Origin of the sequence: Ancylobacter sp. 3268, from assembly GCF_031456575.1 — a bacterium.
GTDB lineage: Bacteria > Pseudomonadota > Alphaproteobacteria > Rhizobiales > Xanthobacteraceae > Ancylobacter.
On sequence record NZ_JAVDUX010000031.1, the window covers coordinates 1 to 20,531 of the forward strand.

Consider the following 20,531-nt stretch of genomic DNA (forward strand, 5'->3'; position numbering starts at 1 on the left):
GATCATCCGCTGCCGCAGCGGGCTAATGGTCGGCCGGGTGTCGGGGTGCTCCTGATGGTCCATGGGGCTCTCCAAAGGTTGAGAAACCCCGTGATCGTCCGCCCGCCTATGCCGAACGCCACATCGAAAATATCCAACTGCCCGTCATGCAGCGCGGTTACCGCGGCAGCGGTTTAGTCCGCTGGCGCGCCCCAACCGTTCCGCTTCTCTCACTCGCCAAGCAACCCGCTCACAATCCGCCTTGGAAATGGTTGACCACCACCTGACCCAGCCCTCACTCAGGGGCAATTCTCAGTGGAAATGCACGGTCACTTCTCGCCGGCAATCAACATTCTGGCGCTTTGAACGCCAATCCGCCGCCATACTGCGCTTCACCGCTGCGCGCGGACGCCTCGGCATAGGCGGGGCTACGACATCACCTTCTACGAGCCCGACGCCTTCGACCGCCAGCAGCATCGTGACATCGACCCGCCGGACTGGGCACGGGTGGTGGTCTATCCCGCGACCGAGGAAGCCGTGCGCCGCGTCGTCGCCGAGGCGGCGCACGCCGACGTGGTGGTGAAGGCGAGCGGCGTCGGCGTGTTCGACGACGCGCTCCTGGAAGGCGTTATCGCCAACGCCAGGGCCGAGGCGGCGCTGATCTTCTGGGACGTCGATGCGCCCGCCACGCTGGCGAGCCTGCGTGAAGCGCCGGCGCAGACGCCGGCCATGTCGCCGGACCTGATCCGCCGCGCGCTTCCCCGTCTCGACCTCGTGCTCACCTATGGCGGCGGGCCGCCGGTGGTCACGGCGTATGAAGGCTTCGGCGCGGCCCGCTGCGTGCCGATCTACAATGCGCTCGACCCGACCACGCATCATCCCGTGGCGGCCGATCCGCGTTTCGACGGCGATCTCGCCTTTCTCGGCAATCGCTTGCCGGACCGCGAGGCGAGGGTGACGCAGTTTTTCCTCATGCCCGCCGCACGGCTGCGCGAGCGCCGCTTCCTCATCGGCGGCAATGGCTGGAGCGACCGGGCGGTGCCGCCCAATGTGCGCGACATCGGCCACGTCTATACGCGCGACCACAACGCCTTCAACGCCACGCCGCTGGCCGTGCTCAACATCGCCCGCGATTCCATGGCCGAGACCGGCTACTCGCCCGCGACACGGGTGTTCGAAGCGGCCGGCGCCGGCGGCTGCCTGATCACCGATGCCTGGGAGGGCATCGAGCTTTTCCTGAAGCCCGACGAGGAAGTGCTTGTCGCCCGCGACGGCCTCGACGTGGCGCGGCATCTGGAATCGCTCACACGCGAGCGTGCCGCGGCGGTCGGCAAGGCGGCGCTGGCGCGCGTCCTCACCGAGCACACCTATGCCCATCGCGGCGCCGCGGTCGACGCGATCCTGCGCGAGACGCTCGCCGCCAAGCGCGAGAGGAGGCTGGCATGCGCCTCGTAGTCCTCGGCCTCAGCCTGTCCTCCTCCTGGGGCAACGGCCACGCCACCACCTATCGCGCGTTGCTGCGCGCCTTCGCGGCGCGTGGGCACGACGTGGTATTCCTGGAGCGCGAGCAGCCCTGGTACGCCGCCCATCGTGACCTGCCGCGGCCGGATTTCTGCGAACTGCAGTTCTACGGCTCCGTCGACGATCTGCTGGCGTACCGCCGCGAGATCGAGGGAGCGGATGTGGTCATGGTCGGCTCCTATGTGCCGGACGGCATCGAGATCGGCGGCCTCGTGCAGAGGACGGCCGGCGGCGCCACGGCGTTCTACGACATCGACACGCCGGTCACGCTCGCCACGATCGAACGCGGCGACTGCACCTATCTCACCCCAGAACTGATCGCCGGCTACGGCGTCTATTTCTCCTTCACCGGTGGGCCCACGCTCGGACGGTTGATGGAGCGCTTCGGCTCGCCGGCAGCGCGGGCGCTCTACTGCTCGGTCGACGAGACGCGGTATAACTCTTCGGGAGCACGGCCGATCTATGACCTCGGCTATCTCGGCACCTATTCTCCTGATCGCCAGCCGACGCTGGAGCGGCTGCTGATCGATCCAGCACGCCGGGCGCCCGAGCGCCGCTTCATCGTCGCCGGCCCGCAATATCCCGCCGATATCGACTGGCCCGCCAATGTCGAGCGGCGTGACCATGTTCCGCCTGGCGAGCATGCTGCCTTCTACAATGCCTGCCGCTACACGCTGAACGTCACCCGCGCCGACATGCGACGCGCCGGCTACAGCCCGAGCGTGCGCCTGTTCGAGGCAGGCGCCTGCGCCGCGCCGATCATCTCTGACGACTGGCGGGGCCTCGACGAATTGTTCGAGCCCGGGAGCGAGATTGCCATCGCCGGGGATGCCACCCACGTGCTCGCTCTGCTCGATGCGGACGAGGCGTCCCGGCGTGCCATGGGCCGCGCGGCACAGGCCCGCGTGCTGGCCGCCCACACGGCGGCGCATCGCGCGCGCGAACTCGAACAGCATCTCACGGCCGCGACGGCCGCGACCTCGCGACCCCGGCGAACACCCGTCTCCGAAATCCGCCATCCGGCATCCCCGCTCCTCGACTTAGGAAAGGTTGCGTCATGAACAAAAAAGATGAGGCGATCGCCGTGGTCGCCGGCGGCGCCGGCTTTGTCGGGTCACATCTTACCGACGCGCTGCTCGCGCGCGGATTGCGGGTCGTCTGCATCGACAATTTCCAGACCGGCCGCTTCGACAATCTTGCGCATCTCGAACATGAGCCGCGTTTCGATCTCATCGATGCCGACGTGATCGATCCGCCGCCGGGGAAGCTGACCCGGGGTTCGATAAAGCCGTCCTATGTGTTCAACCTGGCCTGCGCGGCCTCGCCGCCCCATTACCAGGCCGATCCCGAGCACACGCTGATGACCAGCGTCGTCGGCACGCATCAGTTGCTGCATCTCGCCGAGATGACCGGCGCCCGCTTCCTGCAGGCCTCCACCAGCGAGGTCTATGGCGACCCGGAGGTGCATCCCCAGCGCGAGAGCTACTGGGGCAACGTCAACCCGATTGGCCCGCGCGCCTGCTATGACGAGGGAAAGCGCGCCGCCGAGGCACTGACCTTTGATTTCCTGCGCGCCAGGCGCGTGGATGCCCGCGTCGCCCGCATCTTCAACACCTACGGGCCCCGCATGCGTGCCGATGACGGACGCGTGGTATCGAACATCATCACGCAGGCATTGGCTGACGACGACATCACCATCTATGGCAGCGGCGAGCAGACCCGCTCCTTCTGCTATGTCGAGGATCTGGTGCGCGGGCTGATTGCCCTCATGACTCACGAAAAGGACTATCGCGGCGCGGTCAATCTCGGCAACCCCAACGAGATTTCGGTGCGCGAGCTGGCCGAGCGCGTCGTCGAGATGATCGGGACGCGCTCCTCGATCATCTTCCGCCCGCTGCCGGTCGACGACCCGCGGCGGCGGCGGCCGGACATCACCGTTGCCAAGGAGGTGCTGAATTGGCAGCCGGAAGTTCCGCTGGCCGACGGCCTTGCACGCACCATCCAGCATTTCAGTTCGGTCGCCGACGCCGCGGCGAAGGTGCCGCTGCGCACGGCCTCCCGCAAGCGGCGCACTGCCGACGAGAACCGGTATGCCGCTTCCTGAGCGATCAGATCGAAAAGCGGCCAGGGGCGTCCGACCCGGCCAGAACCACACGCGCCTGCTCCCGTCCGACGCCCGCGCCATAGCGGCGGATCATCGTCCCGCAAAATTCGGCGAACTCCTCGGCGACTGCCGGTGGGCTGGTGTGGTGCGGCGCGAGGCCCCGATGCTCGGGGGTGAAGCAGAAGGTGACGGTGACATCGAATGGCTCCAGCGCCCGCATCATCCGGTCGAACCATCGGTCGGCACCGGGGCGGAAGCTGTCGGCCCAGGACAAACCGGTGCGCAGATAGGTGACGCCGAGTCGCTTCATCCAGGCCACCGCGTCGTCAAGGCGCGGATCCTCAAAATGGAACCACTGCACTAGCCCCATCTCCGGCGCATAGCGCGGAAAATCCTTCAGCGCCGGCTTGGGCGTGCCGTCGGCGCGGATGAGGCCCATATGGAAATGGCGGTAATAGGAGGACCCCTCCGCTTCCTTGTGGCGCGTGGTGGCACCCCATTCCATCGGCAGGTCGTAAAGGCTGTACCAGTGGACCCGCGGCGCCTCGCCGATCAGCAACTCGGCGGTGCGCTTCAGCCCCCAGGCCTGCACCTCGTCGGCGCCGAAGGTGGAGATGCCGACCTCGCTCACCCAGATCGGCAGGTGGGTAACGGCCCGGATTTCCTCGATCTTGGCAGGCCACTCGTCGATCCGCCACAGATTCCAGTCGAGCGGGAAACCGTGCACCGCGACCGCATCGACATGATCGAGCACGCCGCGCGTCTTCATGTTGGTCATGAAGCCCGGGTCGATTGGCGAGATGCCCCCGAGCACGCGGGGCAGATGCGGATTCTCCGCGGCGATGGCCTGGCCGGCGCGCACCGCCATGTCGGCGAACAACGTCCAGTCGGGATCGAGTTCCGGGTCCCAATGCGACTTGTTGTTGGGCTCGTTCCAGATCATTGCCGCTTCGATCATCAGGCACCCCGCCGTCCGTTGCCGCGCATCGGGTAGACCGGGCCTTCGCCGGCGGGAGCGCCGGCGGCGCGGCAGAGATAGACCTCATCCTCCGGATGGCCGACGATCGCAAAGCCCGAGGAGCGCAGCATCGCCTCGACGCAGGCGCGATTCGGCACCCACCAATTTGTGGGATCGTCGGCGTAGCGATGCTCGATGAAGTGCAGCCGCGGGAAGCCCGGCTCCTCGAACAGCGCCGTGTTCCAGAAATTGTGGTTCTCCCCGACCTCGGCCACCTGAGGGCTGCCGCGCTGCATGGACTGGAACACCATGAGGTCGCCGACCACGTGCTCGCGAATAAGGTCGAGCGCCAGCAGCGGGTGGCGCAGATGGTAGAGCACCCCCATGAACAATACGACGTCGAAACGCTCGCCGAGTGCTGCAATGTCATAGACCGAGAGTTTCTCGAACGTGATGTCGAGCTCGGCCACCTCGGCGGCGAAGCGGGCCTGGTCGAGATAGGCGTCGTCAAAATCAACGCCGAGCACGCGTGCCGCGCCGCGCCGCTTCATCTCGATCGAATAGAAGCCGGCGTTGCAGCCGATGTCGAGCACCGATCTCCCCGACAGGTCGGCGGGGAGGGCGCTTGCGAAGCGCTTCCATTTTGCTCGCGGATAATCGCCGAGGAAGTGGTCCGGCGCGGTCGCCACGCCGTCGAGGTCGAGATTGTGGAACCAGGGTCCGAGTGCGCTTACGCGCGTCTCGATTTCCGTCCGGGTCAACTTCATCGCGGGACCTCCGAGCAAGCTTTAGTCAACCAGTTCGTTCAGCCCAATCAGCCGCGCGCCGCGGTTGTCGACGACGACGCGGGTAATTGAGGCGGGGCCGATCTCGAGGCGCCACCAGTCGTCGAGACGCAGCCCAAGGTGGTACATGACCGCCGCCTTGATGACGTCGGCGTGCGTGACAAATGCCACGGTGGCGTCCGGCGCTCTCAAGGCCATCTGCTCCATCGCGGCGAGCATGCGAGCCTGCGCGTCGATCATGCGCTCGCCATTCGGTGTCCGGGCGAGGCTGCGCCGCTCGTTCCAGGCGCGCCAGGCGGGATCTTGGTTCAGGACATCGAACGTGCTGCCCGACCACGCACCGAAATCGATCTCGTCGAGGGCTTCCACCACGTGCGGCCCCGCCATCCCACATACTTCGGCCACTGCCGCCGCGGTCTGCCGCGCCCGTTCGCGCGGGCTTGAATAAAGCGTCGCGATCGGCTCGCGACGCAGCCGCTCGCCGAGCCGGCGGGCCTGGGCGAGGCCGGCCTCCTGCAGGCAGACGCCGTCCGCGCGGCCGGCGAGAAACCCGCCGGCATTCTCATGCGCCGCGTGGCGCAGCAGCAGGAACGTCGTCACGCGCCGACCCCCGCCGCTGCGCCATCAATCCCGTCGATGAAGCGGCGAGTGAGTTCGCGCGCCTCGTCATCGGTGAACTGCTGCGGCGGTGACTTCATGAAATAGCTGCACGGCCCGATCAGCGGTCCCGCGTCGCCGCGGTCCATGGCGAGCTTGGCGCAACGCACCGCGTCGATGACAATGCCCGCCGAATTCGGCGAGTCCCAGACCTCGAGCTTCACCTCGGCATTAATCGGAACGCCGCCGAAGGTGGTGCCCTCAAGCCGGATATAGGCCCATTTGCGATCTTCCAGCCACGGCACGTAGTCGCTCGGCCCGATATGAACATCGTTGGGGCCAGCGGCACGTCGAGTTGGCTGGTAACCGCCTGCGTCTTGGAGATCTTCTTCGAGGTCAGGCGCTCGCGCTCCAGCATGTTCTGGAAATCGGAATTGCCGCCGAAATTCAGTTGATAGGTGTGATCGAGCCGCACCCCGCGCTCGCGAAACAGATTGGCCAGCACACGATGCACGATGGTCGCGCCGACCTGGCTCTTGATGTCGTCTCCAATGATGGGCAGGCCGCGGGCGGCGAAGCGCTCCGCCCATTCGTGTCGCGAGGCGATGAACACCGGCAGGCAATTTACGACGCCGCAGCCTGCCTCAAGCGCGCGCTCCATGTACCATTCATTGGCGAGTTGTGAGCCGACCGGCAGATAGGAAACCAGTACGTCGGTGCGCGTGTCCTTCAGCACGCGAGCGACGTCGACCGTCGGCGCCTCCGATTCCGGCACCACGTCGGCGACATAGCGGCCGATGCTGTCGAGGGTGATGCCACGCTCGACTTCGACACCGAGCCGGGGAACCTGCGCGAAGCGGCGCGTGTTGTTTGGGGAAGCGAAGATGGCTTCCGACACGTCTCGCCCGACCTTGCCGGCGGCAACGTCAAAAGCAGCCGAGATCTCGATGTCGGATACGTGGTAGCCGCCCAGCGAAGTGTGCATCAGGCCAGGTATTGGTTCATTGCCATCCGCCTGCCGGTAGTAGGAAAGACCCTGCACCAACGACGACGCGCAATTGCCCACCCCAACGATCGCGACACGGACTTTCCCGGTTGCCACATCTGCCTCCGTGCGGTGAGAACCCGGAGATCAATGATGCGCCTGCAGCTTTGTTCCTCATTTCAGGCGTCATGAGGTAAAAATACCGGCTTGCACCATGATGATACCAGGCATCTTCCGCATTCTGATCGGGATAGAAATATCATTGGATTCCACGTGGAGGTATTATCGCGCTTTTGATGTGTTAACTTGGTGGAATATTCTTGGAAGGTGCATTGGACAGGCAAAGGTCGGCCTGTCGATGTGACATAAATATTCAATTAGCTGTCTCATCGGAACATTCGTGCCAGCGCGCGATTAGCCCGCAGGCGTCGCGACTACGGTCACGACCGCCGCGCCGCTCTGCATTCCTCAATCGATGGAGACGACAATGAAGACCCTTAATTTGGTGGCGACCGCGCTTATCGCGGTAACATCGCTTGCGGTTCTTCCGGCTGGCGCCGAGTCGGTCGGCGAGAAGACGGGTGTAAATTCCGTGCTCGGTATCAGCCCTTCGACGCAGGACTTCGTCACCGAAGCCGCCGTCAGCGACATGTTCGAGATCCAGTCGAGCGAGCTCGCGCTCCAGCGTGGCGACGAGCCGACCAAGGTCTTCGCCACCCAGATGATCGCGGCGCACCAGAAGACCACGACCGAGCTCAAGAGCCTCCTTATGAGCGCCAACATACAGGTTACGCCTCCCGCGGCGCTCGACAGCTCGCATCAAGGCAAGCTCGACGATCTGAAGAAGCTGCAGGGCAGCGAATTCATCGACCAGTATCAGGAAGACCAGGTCGACGCGCATGAGGCGGCTGTCTCGCTGTTCGAGCGCTACGCCAAGGAAGGCGACAATCCGGCGCTCAAGGATTGGGCCGGCAAGACCCTCCCAGAATTGCGGCATCATCTCGACATGGCGCAGAAGCTGGCGGACTGATCCGGCGGCCCCCGACCGGATCGCCGCTATGAGCCGCATCCTCGTCATCGGCGCGACCGGCCTCATCGGTGCGCACATCGCCGCATCCCTTTGCGCCGCCGGTCACGAAGTCACTGGTATGGCGCGCCATGTCGGTTCGGCAGCACGCCGCATGCCGGCGATAGACTGGGAGGCGGTCGATCTCGCCCGCGCCTCGGCGCGTGACTGGAGCCGTCATCTCGCTGGCATCGAAGCGGTAGTGAACTGCGCCGGCGCGTTGCAGAGCGGACCCGCGGACGACCTCACTGGCACGCATGAGCGCGGATTGAAGGTGCTCGTCGCCGCCTGCGAAACTGCTGGGGTCCGGCGCTTCGTACATTTCTCTGCCATGGGCGTCGATCGGATGACGCCGACAGAGTTCTCCCGCAGCAAGCTCGTTGGCGACGAAGCGCTGATGGTGAGCTGCCTCGACTGGGTGATCCTGCGCCCTTCGGTTGTCCTCGGCCCTGCCGCGTATGGCGCGAGCGCGCTGGTCCGCGGGTTGGCTGCCCTACCAATCGTGCCGGTCATGCCGGACACGGCGCCGCTGCAGCCGGTGGCGCTGGAGGATGTGGTGGCGACGGTCGCCTTCTTTGTAAAGCCGGAGGCGCCGACGAGGTTGGCGCTGGAACTCGCCGGCCCCGACCGGCTTGCCTTCATCGAGCTGGTCCGTCTCTACCGCCGCTGGCTCGGCCATCCGCCGGCACGCGAGATCGTCCTGCCTGGCGGGCTCGCCGACCTGCTCTACAGGCTTGGCGATCTCGCCGGCGTGCTCGGCTGGCGGCCGCCGGTGCGCTCGACCGCCCGACGGGAGATTGCCCGCGGCGCGGTGGGCGATCCCACCGAGTGGACCCGGATTACTGATATCGTGCCACGCTCCATCGCAGTGATGCTAAACGCCCGCCCGGCCTCGGTGCAGGAGGGCTGGTTCGCCGGCCTCTATTTGCTCAAGCCGTTGGTGCTGGTCAGCCTCGCCATCTTTTGGGTCGGCTCCGGCCTCGCCTCGCTCGGACCGGGCTACGAATCGGGCATCGCCATGCTGCAGCAGGGCGGGGCCGGCGCCATTGCACCGCTCTCGGTCATTGGCGGCGGGCTTGCCGACCTTCTCGTTGGCCTCGCCATTGCCATCCGACGCACGGCGCGCCCCGCGCTCCTCGCCGGCATCGCCGTCGCGCTGTTCTACGCCCTTGCCGGCAGCTTCTTCACGCCCTGGCTGTGGTTCGATCCTTTGGCGCCGCTCCTGAAGATTGCGCCGGTGATCGCGCTGCATCTCACGGCGCTGGCAACGTTGCGGGACCGCTGATGACCTATTTCATCCTGAAATTCCTGCATCTCATCGGCGCGGTGGTGCTGATCGGCACCGGCGCCGGCATCGCCTTCTTCATGGTGATGGCACATTTCACCGGCAACGCCACCAAGATCGCCGGGGTGGCGCGCATCGTGGTGACGGCGGATTTTCTGTTCACCGCCAGCGCGGTCATCGTCCAGCCGATCACCGGGGTTCTGCTGGCGCGCGAAGTCGGGTACCCGCTGACCGAAGGATGGATCGTGCTGTCGATCATCCTCTATCTCGTGATCGGCGCCTTCTGGCTGCCGGTCGTCATCATGCAGATGCGCATGCGCGATCTGGCAGAAGCCGCGGAGGCCGCTGGTACGCCGCTTCCCCCAGCCTACCACCGGATATTCTGGACCTGGTTCGCCTTCGGCTTCCCGGCCTTCGGCGCGATCCTCGGAATATTGTGGCTGATGATCGCGAGGCCTGAACTCACCCTCACGGGCTAGAGATCCATGGGGCCGTCCGGAGCGGGTGCCGGCAGTGGCCGCTCGTCCCCCTTGCGGCCGATGCCGGCGGCTATCGACGCGTAATCGAAAGCCTCCCCCTCACGTCCGATCGCGCTTTGCAAGAAGCGAATGGGGAAGAGGTTCGCCTCGCTATTGGCGTCGCTCAGCCCTGGTGCTCTGCCAGAAGCTCCCTTTTCAGCGCATGCCAGCGCGGTCGGTGATCTCGTCACCCGTCAGCAGGCCCCTGCGCTTGAGCGCGTCGCACAGCGCGGCCAGCGCCAGCAGCAAGCCTTCCATCTGCAGGTTCGCTGTGTTCATCCGATGTCCTCCACGCGGTCTTCCAACACAGGCCGAGGGGGCATCGACCCGGAGAAGCTTTGCACCTTCGCCTCTTCGAGCTCGCGCAAGCCGGCCGCGAGGCTCGCTCCCCACGCCAGATGCGCCGCGAGCATCAGCTCGTTGCGGCGGGCCGGGTGTTTTGCGCCGAAGCGCAGGATGCGTGCGGCCGGTATCCAGCCGAGATAGCTCGCCGCCCACACGGCGACGCCGAAGACCGAGCTAGCCGCCAGGCCGCGGTGTCGGAACAGTCCCGAGTACAACGCTCCGGCCGCCCCGCCATAGAGGAAATGATAGAGCAATGTCGCCGCCGCAGGGCTCAGGCCGAGCCGAGGCAGATCTTCGCTGATCTCGCGCGGCGGCAAGGGATAGCGCTCCTGCGCGGGCAGTTGCGCGTGCAGACGCCTCATGAAGAAGGTCATCGGAAGGGTTGCCGCGAAACCGGCAAGCGCCCCGAGCATCAGGCGGTCCAGCGCCCGCGTCATCGCCTGTCGCCCTGCCCGCGTCGCCTCGGACAGGTCGCCGACAGCGCAACCGCCATGACGACATAAGCGATGGCGATCGAGCGCGGCGCGACGACCTTCTCCCATCCGGGAGTCAGCCGCTTGGGGACCACACCATAATCGACGAGGGCAGCAAGCGCCGACACGGCGATCGCATTGCCGAGCGGCGCGCTGTTCGGGCGATACCGGCGCACGGCCTCGAAGATCACGGCCCAGAACACCGAGGCCGCGTGATGGGTGGCGAAGCCTCCCAGCGTGTGGGGCAGGTCGAGCGCGCGCGAACGGCCCGCGCGCTCGCCGAGATACCAGTGGCTGGTCGAGTTCACCGGCTGGACCGGATGCCGCCCCTCGGCCCGCGCCAGCAGGGCAAGTGCAGCCGTGGTGGCAAGGCTCACCACGCTGCCGGATACCAAGGCCTTTGTGAGAACCGGAAGCATCGCTCTGTTTTCCCTTTCCGGGCGGATTCACTGTTTGCCGGAACCCGGCTCGGCCATCTTGCGGTGCTGTTCGGCGAGCATGCCGGCCGGCATGACATTGGCGGCGGCGGTCTGCAGCTTGTTCTTCCAGCCGCTCACGACATCGCCTTCGCCATTCATCATCGCCTCGAAGCCGTTCCTGGCGACCTCGGCCGGATCGTCCTTCTCGTCCTGCCCGACCTTGGTGTCGAGCATGCCGGCGCGAGCGAAGAATTCGGTGTCGGTGGCGCCGGGCATCAGGCAGGTGACGGTGACGCCGGTGTCCTTGAGTTCGTTGCGCAGGGCGAAGGAGAAGGAATTCAGGAAGGCTTTGGTACCATTGTAGACCGCCTGGAACGAGCCGGGCATGAAGCCGGCGATCGAGCCGGTAATGAGGATGCGCCCGTTATCGCGGTCACGCATGTCGCGGCCGATGCGCTGGATCAGGTAGACCGTGCCAGTGATGTTGGTGTCGACCACGCGCTGCCAGGCCTCGACCTCCTGGTCGAGGAAGGCATGGCCGAGCCCGATGCCGGCATTGGCCATCAGGAGATCGACCGGCCGGCTGAGCGTGAGGATGCTCTCATAGAGCTCGTCGACCCCCTCGAGCTGGGCGAGATCGGCCTCGACCGCCGTGACATTGGCGCCGAGGCCGCGCAGGGTCTGGGCGGCCTCCTCGATGCGAGGCTCGTCGGCGGCGATGACGAGGTCGTAGCCGCGCTGGGCGGCGATGCGTGCGAGCTCGAAGCCGATGCCGGTGGAGGCACCGGTGACGACCGCGAGCGGCTTGGCGACATAGGCCATGGCAGGTCTCCCTACGGGTTGAGAACGACCTTGATGCAGCCGTCCTGCTTGTCGCGGAACGTCTTGTAGAGCTCGGGGCCCTCGTCCAGCGACGCGCGATGGGTGATGACGAAGGACGGATCGATCTCGCCCTTTTCGATGCGTTCGAGCAGCAGGGGCAGATAGTGCTGCACCGGCGTCTGGGCCATGCGGAACTTCAGCCCGCGGTTGATCGCGGAGCCCATCGGCACCTTGTCGAGGAAGCCGCCATAGACGCCGACGATGGAGACAGTGCCGAAGTTGCGGCAGCAATGGATCGCCTGGCGCAACACATGCGGACGGTCGGTGCCCATGAAAAGGGCGGTCTTCACCCGATCGAGCATGGAATCGGCGCTCGCCATCGGCTCGGCCTCGGTGCCGACTGCGTCGATGCAGGCATCAGCACCACGCCCATGGGTGAGCTCCATGATGCGATCGTAGATGTCCTCTTCCATGTAGTCGAGGATGAGCGCCCCGCTGAGCTGGGCCAGCGACAGGCGCTCCGGCACGGTGTCGATGGCAATCACCCGCTCTGCGCCGAGCAGGAAGGCAGAGCGGATCGCCATCTGGCCGACCGGGCCGCAGCCCCAGATGGCGATGGTATCGCCAGGCTGGATGTCGCAGAAATCGGCCGCCATGTAGCCGGTCGGGAAGATGTCGGAGAGGAATAGGACCTGCTCGTCGGTAAGATGGTCCGGGACCTTGATCGGGCCGACATCGGCATAAGGCACGCGCAGGTATTTCGCCTGCCCACCGGCATAGCCGCCGAGCAAGTGCGAATAGCCGAACAAGCCGCCGGGCGAATTGCCCCACAGCTTGGCGGCCTTCTCGCGATCCGGATTGGTGCGTTCGCAGCCCGAATAGAAGCCGCGTTTGCAGAAGAAGCATTCGCCGCAAGCGATCGTGAAGGGCACAACCACCCGATCGCCAACCTTCAGCTTGGTGTTCTCGGTACCGACCTCAACCACCTCGCCCATAGTTTCGTGGCCGAGGACGTCGCCATGTTCCATGCCGGGGATGATCCCGCCATAGATGTGTAGATCCGACCCACAGATTGCGCACGACGTCACCCTGATTATGGCGTCGCGGCCATGTTCGATCTTTGGATCAGGAACGCTCTCGCAGCGAATGTCGCCCTTGCCGTGCCAGGTCAGCGCTTTCATCGGGAGGCTCCTTGGGATCAGAGATACTCTCGACAATGCGCGGCCGGGCAGGGCGTTCCGGCTTGCCTGCGAATACTGGTGATAAGGCCCTCTGTGTACTTTGTATTATTGCTGAACGGGGTACCTGCGGAGCCGTCACCGACCGCGGCCGTGGTCGATGGCCAGTCGATCAAGGCGCCGGGGGTGCAAATGCGCGAATTCGATGCCGGTGGGAAGGTGGGTGGCCGCAAGCGCCACATTGCCGTCGTACCATGGCAGGCTGCTCATGATCAACCTTACCACCGCCGATATCTCCGACAGCGCCGGCGCTCAGCACGTCATCGTCGCCATCCGAAAGTGCAGGCCTTGGCTCAAGCATCTGTGTCGCCGACGGCGCCTATGATCATACCCGCCTCATGACGCCGCCGCCTATCGCGACTTCGTCATCGAGATCGTCCGCCGCGCCGACAAGAGCCCAGCTTAAAGGTGCCGCAAAGACCCTGGGTCGTCGAGCGCCCCTTCGGTTGGATGACCATTGGAAGCGCCTCGTCCGCGACCACGAACAGCGCATCGACGTTTCTGAACTGCCCCCGTTTGGCCCGGACATGCGCTCAAACCTGCGCTGGTGTTCCGATGGGCTGGAGTTCGCCTGCTGGAACCGCGAGATCATTCGCATGGCCTTCATCATCGACGCCTTCGATAGCGAGATCATCGCCTGAACCGCGGTGAGCGGGGCCGGCATCAGCGGCTCGGACGTGCGCGACATGATGCTGGACGCCGTCGAGAAGCGCTTCTGCTCCGTCTGTGCGCCACATCCGGTCGAGCATCTCTCCGACAATGGCAGCCCCTACACCGCCAGGGAGACGCGCGACGTCGCGACCGCACTGAACCTCGTGCCCTGCTTCACGCCGGTGAAAAGCCCGAAGTCGAACGGCATGTCAGAGGCCTTCGTCAAAACCTTCAAGCGCGACAATCTGCGCATATCCCCCGTGCCGGACGCCCAGTCAGTGCTCCGGCAGATCGCCGGATGGATCGAGGATTACAAAGAGATCCATCCTCATTCAGCGCTCCGCATGCGCTCCCCACGGGAGTTCATCAGGGCTCAAACCCAATAGCCGGATGTCCGGTCAAACGGGGGCACTCCAGTTTCCGAAGCCATAATCCACGTCGCACTCGGAAGCCTCATCCTCCGGCGTATCGTCCATCCATGAGCATTCTCGAACGGACTCTAAGTGTTTAATCCCACAGTGTGATGGCGTCTCATTATCTCCGTTGGAGAGGGACACGCTCTGGGCCAGGTTCTTCACGGGAGCGTCACGACGACCGAGGCGGTCCGTCGAGCGATACAGCATAGTCAAGAGAGCTGAGGGCGCTGGCGCGGCGGTACGGGATCAACCAGAAGACGGTCGCCGAGTGGAAGAAGCGGACCTCGGTCGCTGATCTGCCGACCGGCCCGAGGGAGCCGACATCGACGGTGCTGTCGATCGGGGAAGAGGCCCTCATCATCGCCTTCCGCCGGCATACGTTGCCGCCACTCGACGACTGCCTCTATGCCCTGCGGGCGACGATCCCGCATCTGACGCGCTCTTCTCTGCATCGATGCCTGCAGCGCCTTGGTATCAGCCGGCTGCCGGAGGTGGAGGGCGACCAGGAGCCGAAGCGGCGGTTCAAGCCATACCCGATCGGCTTCTTCCATATCGATATCGCCGAAGTGAAGACCGCGGTGGGCAAGCTGGACCTATATGTAGCCATTGATCGAACGAGCAAAATTGCGTCTATGCCGCGCCCATAGCTCGAATAGGTGTGATAGATGATGCCGTCTTCGCGGATGAAAGCGCTCATCCCCGGCCGTTCGCGCTGATAGGTGCCGGTATCGGTACCGGACAAGCGAGCGAACAGAGCTTCCGCTCCTTCCGCACCCGGCTCGCCTTCGCGCCAATCCCGTTCCGGGTCCTTCTGGAAGTTATAGGTGATCTCGCCATGCCGCTGCTGCTCCTGCGTGAAGGAGACGCTGAAATCGTGGTTGAATCGCCGTCGCCGAGGAGGCCCAGGGGAAGCTCCAGCCCATGCGCCGTTTGAAGGCGACGAGCTTGTCGAGCGAAGCCAGCGACACCGCCATCAGCGTCACGTCATGGTGGGCGAGATGGACATGGATGCCGTTGAAGCCGTCGGCGATCAGCGAGCAGGACGGGCAGCCGGCGGCAAAGTCCGGTCCGAACATGAAGTAGTAGACCAGGGGTTGCAAGCGCCCGGCGAAGAGATCGGCCAGCCCGGCCTCGCCCGCCTCGGTGACGAAGCGATAATCCTTGTCGACCCTGACCCAGGGCAGGGCCTGGCGTTGGCGCGCTACGGCGTCGCTCTGCCGCGTCAGTGCCTTTTCGGCCGCGAGCAGGTCGAGCCGGGCCCTGAGCCAGTCCTCGCGCGTTGCGATGTGATGAGCCGTCATGATGTTGCTCCTGGCGCCAGTTGACATCCGCCGCTCGCCGTTTCGCGATGCGGCCCTGGAAGCAGGGTGGGGCCCGGTCGACGGTGAGCGGGAGTGACAAGTTTGGCGGGATTTCGGGCTTTGGCATGGATTCGCTGATCACGGCGGCCGGAAGAGCGCTGGCGGCAGGCGACCCCTTTGGCGCACTCAACCGTGTCGCGCTGCGCGAGGACGCACCGGCGCTGGCGCTACGCGGTATCGCCATGGCGCAGCTCGGCGACCTTGCCAGAGCGAAGGCGCTGCTCAAGCGTGCTGGTCGGGGTTTCGGCGTGCGCGAGCCAGTGGCGCGGGCCCGCTGCGCCCTGGCGCAAGCCGAGATCGCCCTGGTCTCGCGTGATCTGTCCTGGCCGGCGGCAGCGCTCGATGCGGCGCGTGCGATACTGGAGACTCATGGCGACCGCCTCAACGCCGCCCATGCCCGCACGATCGCGGTACGCCGGCTCCTGCTGATCGGCCGGCTCGGCGAGGCTGAACGCTTGCTCGCCGACTTCGACGAGAGCCCGCTGCCGCCCGTGCTCGAGGCGGCACGGTGGCTCGCGACCGGCGGGATCGCCTTGCGACGGTTGCAGGCGGAACCGGCCCGCGCGGCCTTCGCGCGAGCGGCGGAGGCAGCCGACCGCGCCCGCATTCCCGCGCTCATAGTTGAAGTCGAGACCGTCGCGCGCATGCTGGCGGCGCCGGCAGCGGGCCTTATCGCCCAGGGTGAGAGGCGCCCGCTGATGCTGGGCGAGGTCGCGGCGCTGCTAGCCTCAGGGAGCTTCGTCGTCGATGCCTGCCGCAATGTCGTGCGCGAGGCTGGCACTGTCGTGCCGCTCGCCACCCGGCCGGTGCTGTTTGCACTCGCCCGCGCACTCGCTGAAGCCTGGCCGATGGATGTCTCGCGCGAAGTGCTGCTGGCGCGCGCCTTCCGGGCCAAGGAGGCCGACGAGTCGCACCGCGCCCGCCTGCGGGTCGAGATCGGGCGGTTGCGTGCCGAATTGCATGGGATCGCGCAGATCAGTGCGACGAAACGCGGCTTTGCCCTGAAGCCGCACCGGGCGGGCGCGGTAGCGGTGCTGGCGCAGCCGCTGGAGGGACCGCATGCCGACGTGCTCGCTTTGCTTGCCGATGGCGAGGCCTGGTCGAGCTCGGCGCTGGCGCTAGCATTGGGCACCAGTCAGCGCAACATGCAGCGCGCGCTGGAGGCGTTGGCCGTGGCCGGCAAGATCCAATCCTTCGGCCAAGCCCGGGCGCGGCGCTGGCTGACGCCGCCGGTGCCCGGTTTCCCGACAGCCTTGTTACTCCCGGTCCTGCTGCCAGATGACTAGATTCTGTGTCGGTCCAACCGAACAGAGGAGATCAGCCCATGACCAGGACAGCCACGATCCTTCGGGAATATGGTCCCTTTCCCGGCGTCGAGGCCGTGCATGGCGTCAGCCATGACGGCAAGAACGTCTGGTTCGCCTCGGGCGACAGGCTCAATGCACTCGATCCCGAGAGCGGCGAGACGGTCCGCAGCCTCGACGTTCCCGCGCATGCCGGCACCGCCTTCGACGGCCGGCACCTTTTCCAGATCGCCGAGGATCGTATTCAGAAGATCGACCCGGAGAGCGGGCGCGTGCTTTCGACCATCCCGGCGCCGGCCGGCGGCCGCGATTCCGGCCTCGCCTGGGCGGAAGGCACGCTGTGGGTCGGCCATTACCGCGAGCGCCAGATCCATGAGATTGACCCCGAGACCGGCAAGATCCTGCGCACGCTGCAGTCGAACCGCTTCGTCACGGGCGTCACCTGGACGGATGGCGAGCTGTGGCACGCGACCTGGGAGAACGACCAGAGCGAACTCAGGCGGGTCGACCCCGAAACCGGCAAGGTGCTGGACAGCCTGCGCATGCCGGAAGGCGCGTTCGTCTCGGGGCTGGAGGCTGATGAGGGGCGGTTCTATTGCGGCAGCGGCAAGAGCGGAGTCGTCAGGGCTGTGAGCCGCCGCTGACCCCCGCCCATCGGCGGGGCACCTCGAATGTCCGTTCCTTCAAACGCATAATGTTACGTCACCTTGTCTTTTCCTGAACGTCCGGTACCGGGCAATAGATCTATGTCTGCAACTGGCGCATCCCGCAGGTTCGAGGAGATGCCGCGCCGAGGGCTTCTGAAAGGCCCCGAAAAGTTGCGCCATATCCAGCAAGCTCAAGAATTTACAGCCGTTTCCGGCATGTTCAGGTAGTAGCGGGTATATCGGCGCTCGCCGGTTCTCGTCAGGGCGCCTTTCTCGACCAAGTCGTGCAGGTCGCGTGTGGCGGTCGGGCGTGAGGTGCCGGTGATCGCAATGTAGTTCTCCGCGCTCAGGCCTCCCATGAAACCGCCGGGACCCTCACGGAACAGGCGGGCGATCACCTTCTCCTGCCGTTCGTTCACCCTGTCGCGGAACCGATCGTAGAAATGTGCCTTGGCGATGTGGAAGGCGACGCGGCCGAGCGTCGTCTGCTGGGCCGCGATGATCGTTTGCGCGAAATAGATCAGCCAGCCCGTGATATCGAGCGTCCTTTGATGAATCTCGAGTTGGTCGTAATAGGCCTTGCGATGCTGCTCGATGGTGTGGGCGAGCGCGATCAGCGTCGGCTGGCCGATGTTCTGGGCTAGGGATTTTTCCGCCAGGGTTCGGCCGATGCGGCCATTGCCGTCCTCGAAGGGATGGATGCTCTCGAAATAAAGATGCCCGATCCCGGCCCGTGTGAGTGCCGACAGGGGCGCATCACCGTCGGGAGCCGAGCTATTGAACCAGGTGAGATAGGCGGCCATCTCGTCCGGAACCCGAGAGGATGGCGGCGCTTCGAAATGAACGGTGGGTCGGTCCTGGCGCCCTGACACGATCTGCATTGCATCTTCATGACGGCGATAGCCGCCAATGATCTCCAGATGCCGGCTGTCCGCCATCAGCATGCTGTGCCAGCGGAATAGCGTGTCGGTATCGAGGGGATCGGCCCAACTCCGATAGAGATCGACCATCATCTCGGCAATGCCCCGCTCCGTCGGCTTCACGTTGCGATTGTCGGTGTCGAGGCCGAGTTGACGGCGCAGGGAGGATTGCACGCTGAGGCGATCCAGCGTCTCCCCTTCGATCGCGCTGGTCTTGACGGCCTCGTCACTGAGGAGTTCAATCCGCAGCAGGTCCCGCTCGCCTTCGCTCACATGCCGGACCGCGCCAATCACCTCGCCGGTGAGCAGCAGAAACCGCCGCTCCAGCGGTTCAAGGGCGACAGGATCATAGGCAAAATGCGGCCAGCCGTGCTGCCTCCAGTTCCACACCATGAGCGATAGAGTCTCCATCTATAGCTCACATTATAGCGGATGGTTGATTGATAGCTAGCTGTCCTATCGCTCACGGCATAGCCGCGCCATTGCACCCCGAAAGGCTGACCGAGCGTCGCGCCGAGATAGGGGCCGCCTGGTCCAAGCGCTCCACCGAGGGCCGCGACTATCTGGGCCTCAAGCTCGACGATCGGAGCTTCAACGCCGCCATCTACGCCAACCTCTTCGACGACGAGGACGGCGAGAACTTCTCCCTCATCTGGTCCCGCCCCAACGGGCGCCGCGGGGACTGAGACTGCGCCCTGACCCGGACCCGGCCTCGCCGGCCGGGGTCACACCGGTACCCTCACTTTTCGTCCGGCGGAAGAAGCAGCTCGACATGGCTGACATCGAGAGCACGAGCCAGCTCATAGAGCGTGATGATCGTCGGATTGCGTCGGCCGCGTTCGAGACCACTAAGATACTGCTGGCTCAGCCCCGAGCGCTCGGCAACCTGTTCCTGCGTCAGGTCCTTGGCCTGACGCAGGCGGGCGAAATTTCGTCCGACCAGCTTGCGCATATCCATGCGCAGACCGATCGCAATTCCAGCACGCCAAGTTTATCAACTATAATATGTAAGCGCAGGGGGCCGTATACGACTTGTCCCGCGTCCGGTCAGAACTGACGGAATCAACCGGTGGTGTGCGCGCTCGCAACACGATGCAGGCCAAAGGCGATGTGGTTGCGCTGGATATAGCCGACTGCCCTGATGTCGCCGGCCCGAAGCGCGCCCGCGATCTCGCTGAGTTCGCTGGCCAGATCGGCGAGCTGCTCCTCGAAGAAGGCTTCGATCACGCTGTACCAGATGCGAGAGGCCTGGAAGTAATAGCGTTCATGAGTCTCACGCAAAGCGAGATTGGCGATCAGCCGGTTGGTGGCGTGATGAAGCTCGTGATTGAGCTGCCAGAACGCCTCCATGTCTCGCTGGCCTTTCAGGGCCGCCAGTCGGTCCTGAAGCAGCAGGATCGTTGAGAGGGCATGCGGCGCCTCGTCTTCCGCCGGGAACTCGCCCATCATTTCACTCAGGCGCAGCCGGAACGCGTAGATATCGCGGAAGGCGTTAGGGTCGACACCGGTGACCATGGTTCCGACGCCGTTGCGGGTCTCGGTGAGCCCGTCATATTCCAGCCGCTGCAGCGCCTGGCGCACCGGCGTGCGACTGACTGTGAACTCCTCAGCAAGCTCGTGTTCGCCGAGCAGCATCCCCGGGGGATAGCGCAGCAGACAGATCCGGTCGCGCAAGGCCCGGTAGATGTCCGTGACCTGACCGCGCGGTGCCCGCGTCCTTGAGGTCTCGTTCGTCGCGCTCTCGTTCACTCAATGCTCCCGAAGCAGAATGCCGTAATCATCCCGCTGGTCCGCGATCCCGGCAAGACGCAGGCAGTCCCACATCATCGCCTGATTGCTGGTCACGACCGGTTTGCCGAGCCTGCGCTCGAGCTCCTCGATCACGTCGAGGGAGCGCAGGGCGCCACAGCTGATGAACAGCGCCTCTGCTTCGGGACGATCGACGCTGAGGGCAAATTCCAGAATGGCTTCCGGCGTGACCCTCACCATATCGGCGTCCTTCTCGATGCCCAATCCCTGCATGTGAGAGGAGAAGAACAAACCCTCCTCGCGGATAGGCCGTCCCGGCGGCGCTGTCGCTCAACCGCGGCCTCTCGCGATCCCGGCCCGTCGTCCTGTGCAGGGCTGAAAGCCCCGC

The 20,531-nt window shown here is 65.2% G+C and carries 19 protein-coding genes and 7 pseudogenes; 12 read left to right on the forward strand and 14 right to left on the reverse strand.

What is annotated here, in order from left to right; all coding sequences use genetic code 11:
- Nucleotides 1–399: 399 nt before the first annotated feature.
- The 3 genes and pseudogenes from J2X65_RS25730 to J2X65_RS25740 form a co-directional block, all read left to right on the forward strand.
- Nucleotides 400–1,434 (forward strand): annotated as a pseudogene (locus J2X65_RS25730) (glycosyltransferase); the annotation flags it as partial.
- Nucleotides 1,422–2,561, forward strand: coding sequence for a glycosyltransferase (locus J2X65_RS25735; RefSeq protein WP_310207994.1), 1,140 nt, complete (start codon nucleotides 1,422–1,424; stop codon nucleotides 2,559–2,561). The pseudogene J2X65_RS25730 and the gene J2X65_RS25735, both read left to right, overlap by 13 nt.
- Nucleotides 2,558–3,604 (forward strand): SDR family oxidoreductase, encoded by a 1,047-nt coding sequence (locus J2X65_RS25740; RefSeq protein WP_310207996.1) that lies wholly within the window; start codon nucleotides 2,558–2,560, stop codon nucleotides 3,602–3,604. The genes J2X65_RS25735 and J2X65_RS25740 overlap by 4 nt, the downstream gene beginning before the upstream one ends.
- Before the next feature lie 4 nt (nucleotides 3,605–3,608).
- On the opposite strand, the gene J2X65_RS25745 is transcribed toward J2X65_RS25740, so the two are convergent.
- From J2X65_RS25745 to J2X65_RS25760, 4 genes and pseudogenes are all read right to left on the reverse strand, one after another.
- Nucleotides 3,609–4,562, reverse strand: a complete 954-nt coding sequence (locus J2X65_RS25745) for a beta-xylosidase (protein WP_310207999.1) — start codon at nucleotides 4,560–4,562, stop codon at nucleotides 3,609–3,611.
- The gene (locus J2X65_RS25750; RefSeq protein WP_310208002.1) at nucleotides 4,562–5,329 is read right to left on the reverse strand and encodes a TIGR04290 family methyltransferase; all 768 of its coding nucleotides are present in this window, start codon (nucleotides 5,327–5,329) and stop codon (nucleotides 4,562–4,564) included. The genes J2X65_RS25745 and J2X65_RS25750 overlap by 1 nt, the downstream gene beginning before the upstream one ends.
- Nucleotides 5,330–5,350: 21 nt before the next feature.
- Complete coding sequence (locus tag J2X65_RS25755) at nucleotides 5,351–5,947, reverse strand: histidine phosphatase family protein (protein WP_310208005.1); 597 nt, start codon at nucleotides 5,945–5,947, stop codon at nucleotides 5,351–5,353.
- Nucleotides 5,944–7,046, reverse strand: a pseudogene (locus J2X65_RS25760) (inositol-3-phosphate synthase). The gene J2X65_RS25755 and the pseudogene J2X65_RS25760 overlap by 4 nt, the downstream one beginning before the upstream one ends.
- Before the next feature lie 370 nt (nucleotides 7,047–7,416).
- Here J2X65_RS25760 and J2X65_RS25765 point away from each other — a divergent pair.
- Genes J2X65_RS25765 through J2X65_RS25775 form a run of 3 tightly spaced genes read left to right on the forward strand, consistent with a single transcriptional unit; the run spans nucleotide 7,417 to nucleotide 9,759 of the window.
- Nucleotides 7,417–7,959, forward strand: coding sequence for a DUF4142 domain-containing protein (locus tag J2X65_RS25765; protein ID WP_310208007.1), 543 nt, complete (start codon nucleotides 7,417–7,419; stop codon nucleotides 7,957–7,959).
- 28 nt (nucleotides 7,960–7,987) lie between these two features.
- Complete coding sequence (locus J2X65_RS25770) at nucleotides 7,988–9,280, forward strand: SDR family oxidoreductase (protein WP_310208010.1); 1,293 nt, start codon at nucleotides 7,988–7,990, stop codon at nucleotides 9,278–9,280.
- Nucleotides 9,280–9,759 carry a DUF2269 domain-containing protein gene (locus J2X65_RS25775; protein WP_310208013.1) on the forward strand — a complete coding sequence of 160 codons (480 nt, stop codon included), beginning with the start codon at nucleotides 9,280–9,282 and terminating at the stop codon, nucleotides 9,757–9,759. Before J2X65_RS25770 ends, J2X65_RS25775 begins: the two co-directional genes overlap by 1 nt.
- A 195-nt stretch (nucleotides 9,760–9,954) precedes the next feature.
- On the opposite strand, the gene J2X65_RS25780 is transcribed toward J2X65_RS25775, so the two are convergent.
- The 5 genes from J2X65_RS25780 to J2X65_RS25800 are packed head-to-tail and all read right to left on the reverse strand — an operon-like array spanning nucleotide 9,955 to nucleotide 13,038.
- Entirely contained in the window at nucleotides 9,955–10,077 is a 123-nt protein-coding gene (locus J2X65_RS25780; RefSeq protein ID WP_310208016.1) for a hypothetical protein, read from the reverse strand.
- A complete protein-coding gene (locus tag J2X65_RS25785; RefSeq protein WP_310208018.1) occupies nucleotides 10,074–10,580 on the reverse strand; it encodes a hypothetical protein in 507 nt (168 codons plus the stop codon). The genes J2X65_RS25780 and J2X65_RS25785 overlap by 4 nt, the downstream gene beginning before the upstream one ends.
- Nucleotides 10,577–11,035 carry a hypothetical protein gene (locus J2X65_RS25790; RefSeq protein ID WP_310208020.1) on the reverse strand — a complete coding sequence of 153 codons (459 nt, stop codon included), beginning with the start codon at nucleotides 11,033–11,035 and terminating at the stop codon, nucleotides 10,577–10,579. Before J2X65_RS25790 ends, J2X65_RS25785 begins: the two co-directional genes overlap by 4 nt.
- Before the next feature lie 27 nt (nucleotides 11,036–11,062).
- The gene (locus J2X65_RS25795) at nucleotides 11,063–11,857 is read right to left on the reverse strand and encodes an SDR family NAD(P)-dependent oxidoreductase (RefSeq protein ID WP_310208023.1); all 795 of its coding nucleotides are present in this window, start codon (nucleotides 11,855–11,857) and stop codon (nucleotides 11,063–11,065) included.
- A gap of 11 nt (nucleotides 11,858–11,868) precedes the next feature.
- Nucleotides 11,869–13,038 (reverse strand): zinc-dependent alcohol dehydrogenase, encoded by a 1,170-nt coding sequence (locus tag J2X65_RS25800; protein WP_310208026.1) that lies wholly within the window; start codon nucleotides 13,036–13,038, stop codon nucleotides 11,869–11,871.
- A gap of 129 nt (nucleotides 13,039–13,167) precedes the next feature.
- Here J2X65_RS25800 and J2X65_RS27045 point away from each other — a divergent pair.
- The 3 pseudogenes from J2X65_RS27045 to J2X65_RS25815 all read left to right on the forward strand — a co-directional run.
- Nucleotides 13,168–13,601 (forward strand): annotated as a pseudogene (locus J2X65_RS27045) (transposase); the annotation flags it as partial.
- A 21-nt stretch (nucleotides 13,602–13,622) separates the two neighbouring features.
- Nucleotides 13,623–14,132, forward strand: a pseudogene (locus tag J2X65_RS25810) (DDE-type integrase/transposase/recombinase); the annotation flags it as partial.
- Between the two features lie 174 nt (nucleotides 14,133–14,306).
- Nucleotides 14,307–14,791, forward strand: a pseudogene (locus J2X65_RS25815) (IS481 family transposase); the annotation flags it as partial.
- On the opposite strand, the pseudogene J2X65_RS25820 reads toward J2X65_RS25815, so the two are convergent.
- Nucleotides 14,785–15,463: pseudogene (locus J2X65_RS25820) on the reverse strand (DUF899 domain-containing protein); the annotation flags it as partial. The pseudogenes J2X65_RS25815 and J2X65_RS25820 sit on opposite strands and share 7 nt — an antisense overlap.
- 125 nt (nucleotides 15,464–15,588) lie before the next feature.
- Here J2X65_RS25820 and J2X65_RS25825 point away from each other — a divergent pair.
- Together J2X65_RS25825 and J2X65_RS25830 are read left to right on the forward strand one after the other, a co-directional pair.
- Entirely contained in the window at nucleotides 15,589–16,809 is a 1,221-nt protein-coding gene (locus J2X65_RS25825; RefSeq protein WP_310208031.1) for a helix-turn-helix domain-containing protein, read from the forward strand.
- Between the two features lie 38 nt (nucleotides 16,810–16,847).
- A complete protein-coding gene (locus tag J2X65_RS25830) occupies nucleotides 16,848–17,471 on the forward strand; it encodes a glutaminyl-peptide cyclotransferase (RefSeq protein WP_310208034.1) in 624 nt (207 codons plus the stop codon).
- A gap of 194 nt (nucleotides 17,472–17,665) precedes the next feature.
- Here the strand turns inward: J2X65_RS25830 and J2X65_RS25835 are convergent, their stop codons facing one another.
- Nucleotides 17,666–18,787 carry a Fic family protein gene (locus J2X65_RS25835; protein WP_310208038.1) on the reverse strand — a complete coding sequence of 374 codons (1,122 nt, stop codon included), beginning with the start codon at nucleotides 18,785–18,787 and terminating at the stop codon, nucleotides 17,666–17,668.
- A 68-nt stretch (nucleotides 18,788–18,855) separates the two neighbouring features.
- On the opposite strand from J2X65_RS25835, the pseudogene J2X65_RS25840 reads away from it, so the two are divergent.
- A pseudogene (locus tag J2X65_RS25840) lies at nucleotides 18,856–19,080 on the forward strand (DUF736 domain-containing protein); the annotation flags it as partial.
- Nucleotides 19,081–19,133: 53 nt separating this feature from the next.
- Here the strand turns inward: J2X65_RS25840 and J2X65_RS25845 are convergent.
- From J2X65_RS25845 to J2X65_RS25855, 3 genes are all read right to left on the reverse strand, one after another.
- Nucleotides 19,134–19,352, reverse strand: coding sequence for a helix-turn-helix transcriptional regulator (locus tag J2X65_RS25845; protein WP_310208041.1), 219 nt, complete (start codon nucleotides 19,350–19,352; stop codon nucleotides 19,134–19,136).
- Between the two features lie 104 nt (nucleotides 19,353–19,456).
- Complete coding sequence (locus J2X65_RS25850; RefSeq protein WP_310208044.1) at nucleotides 19,457–20,143, reverse strand: GntR family transcriptional regulator; 687 nt, start codon at nucleotides 20,141–20,143, stop codon at nucleotides 19,457–19,459.
- Entirely contained in the window at nucleotides 20,144–20,434 is a 291-nt protein-coding gene (locus tag J2X65_RS25855) for a hypothetical protein (protein WP_310208048.1), read from the reverse strand. It lies immediately after the preceding gene.
- Between the last annotated feature and the right edge of the window lie 97 nt (nucleotides 20,435–20,531).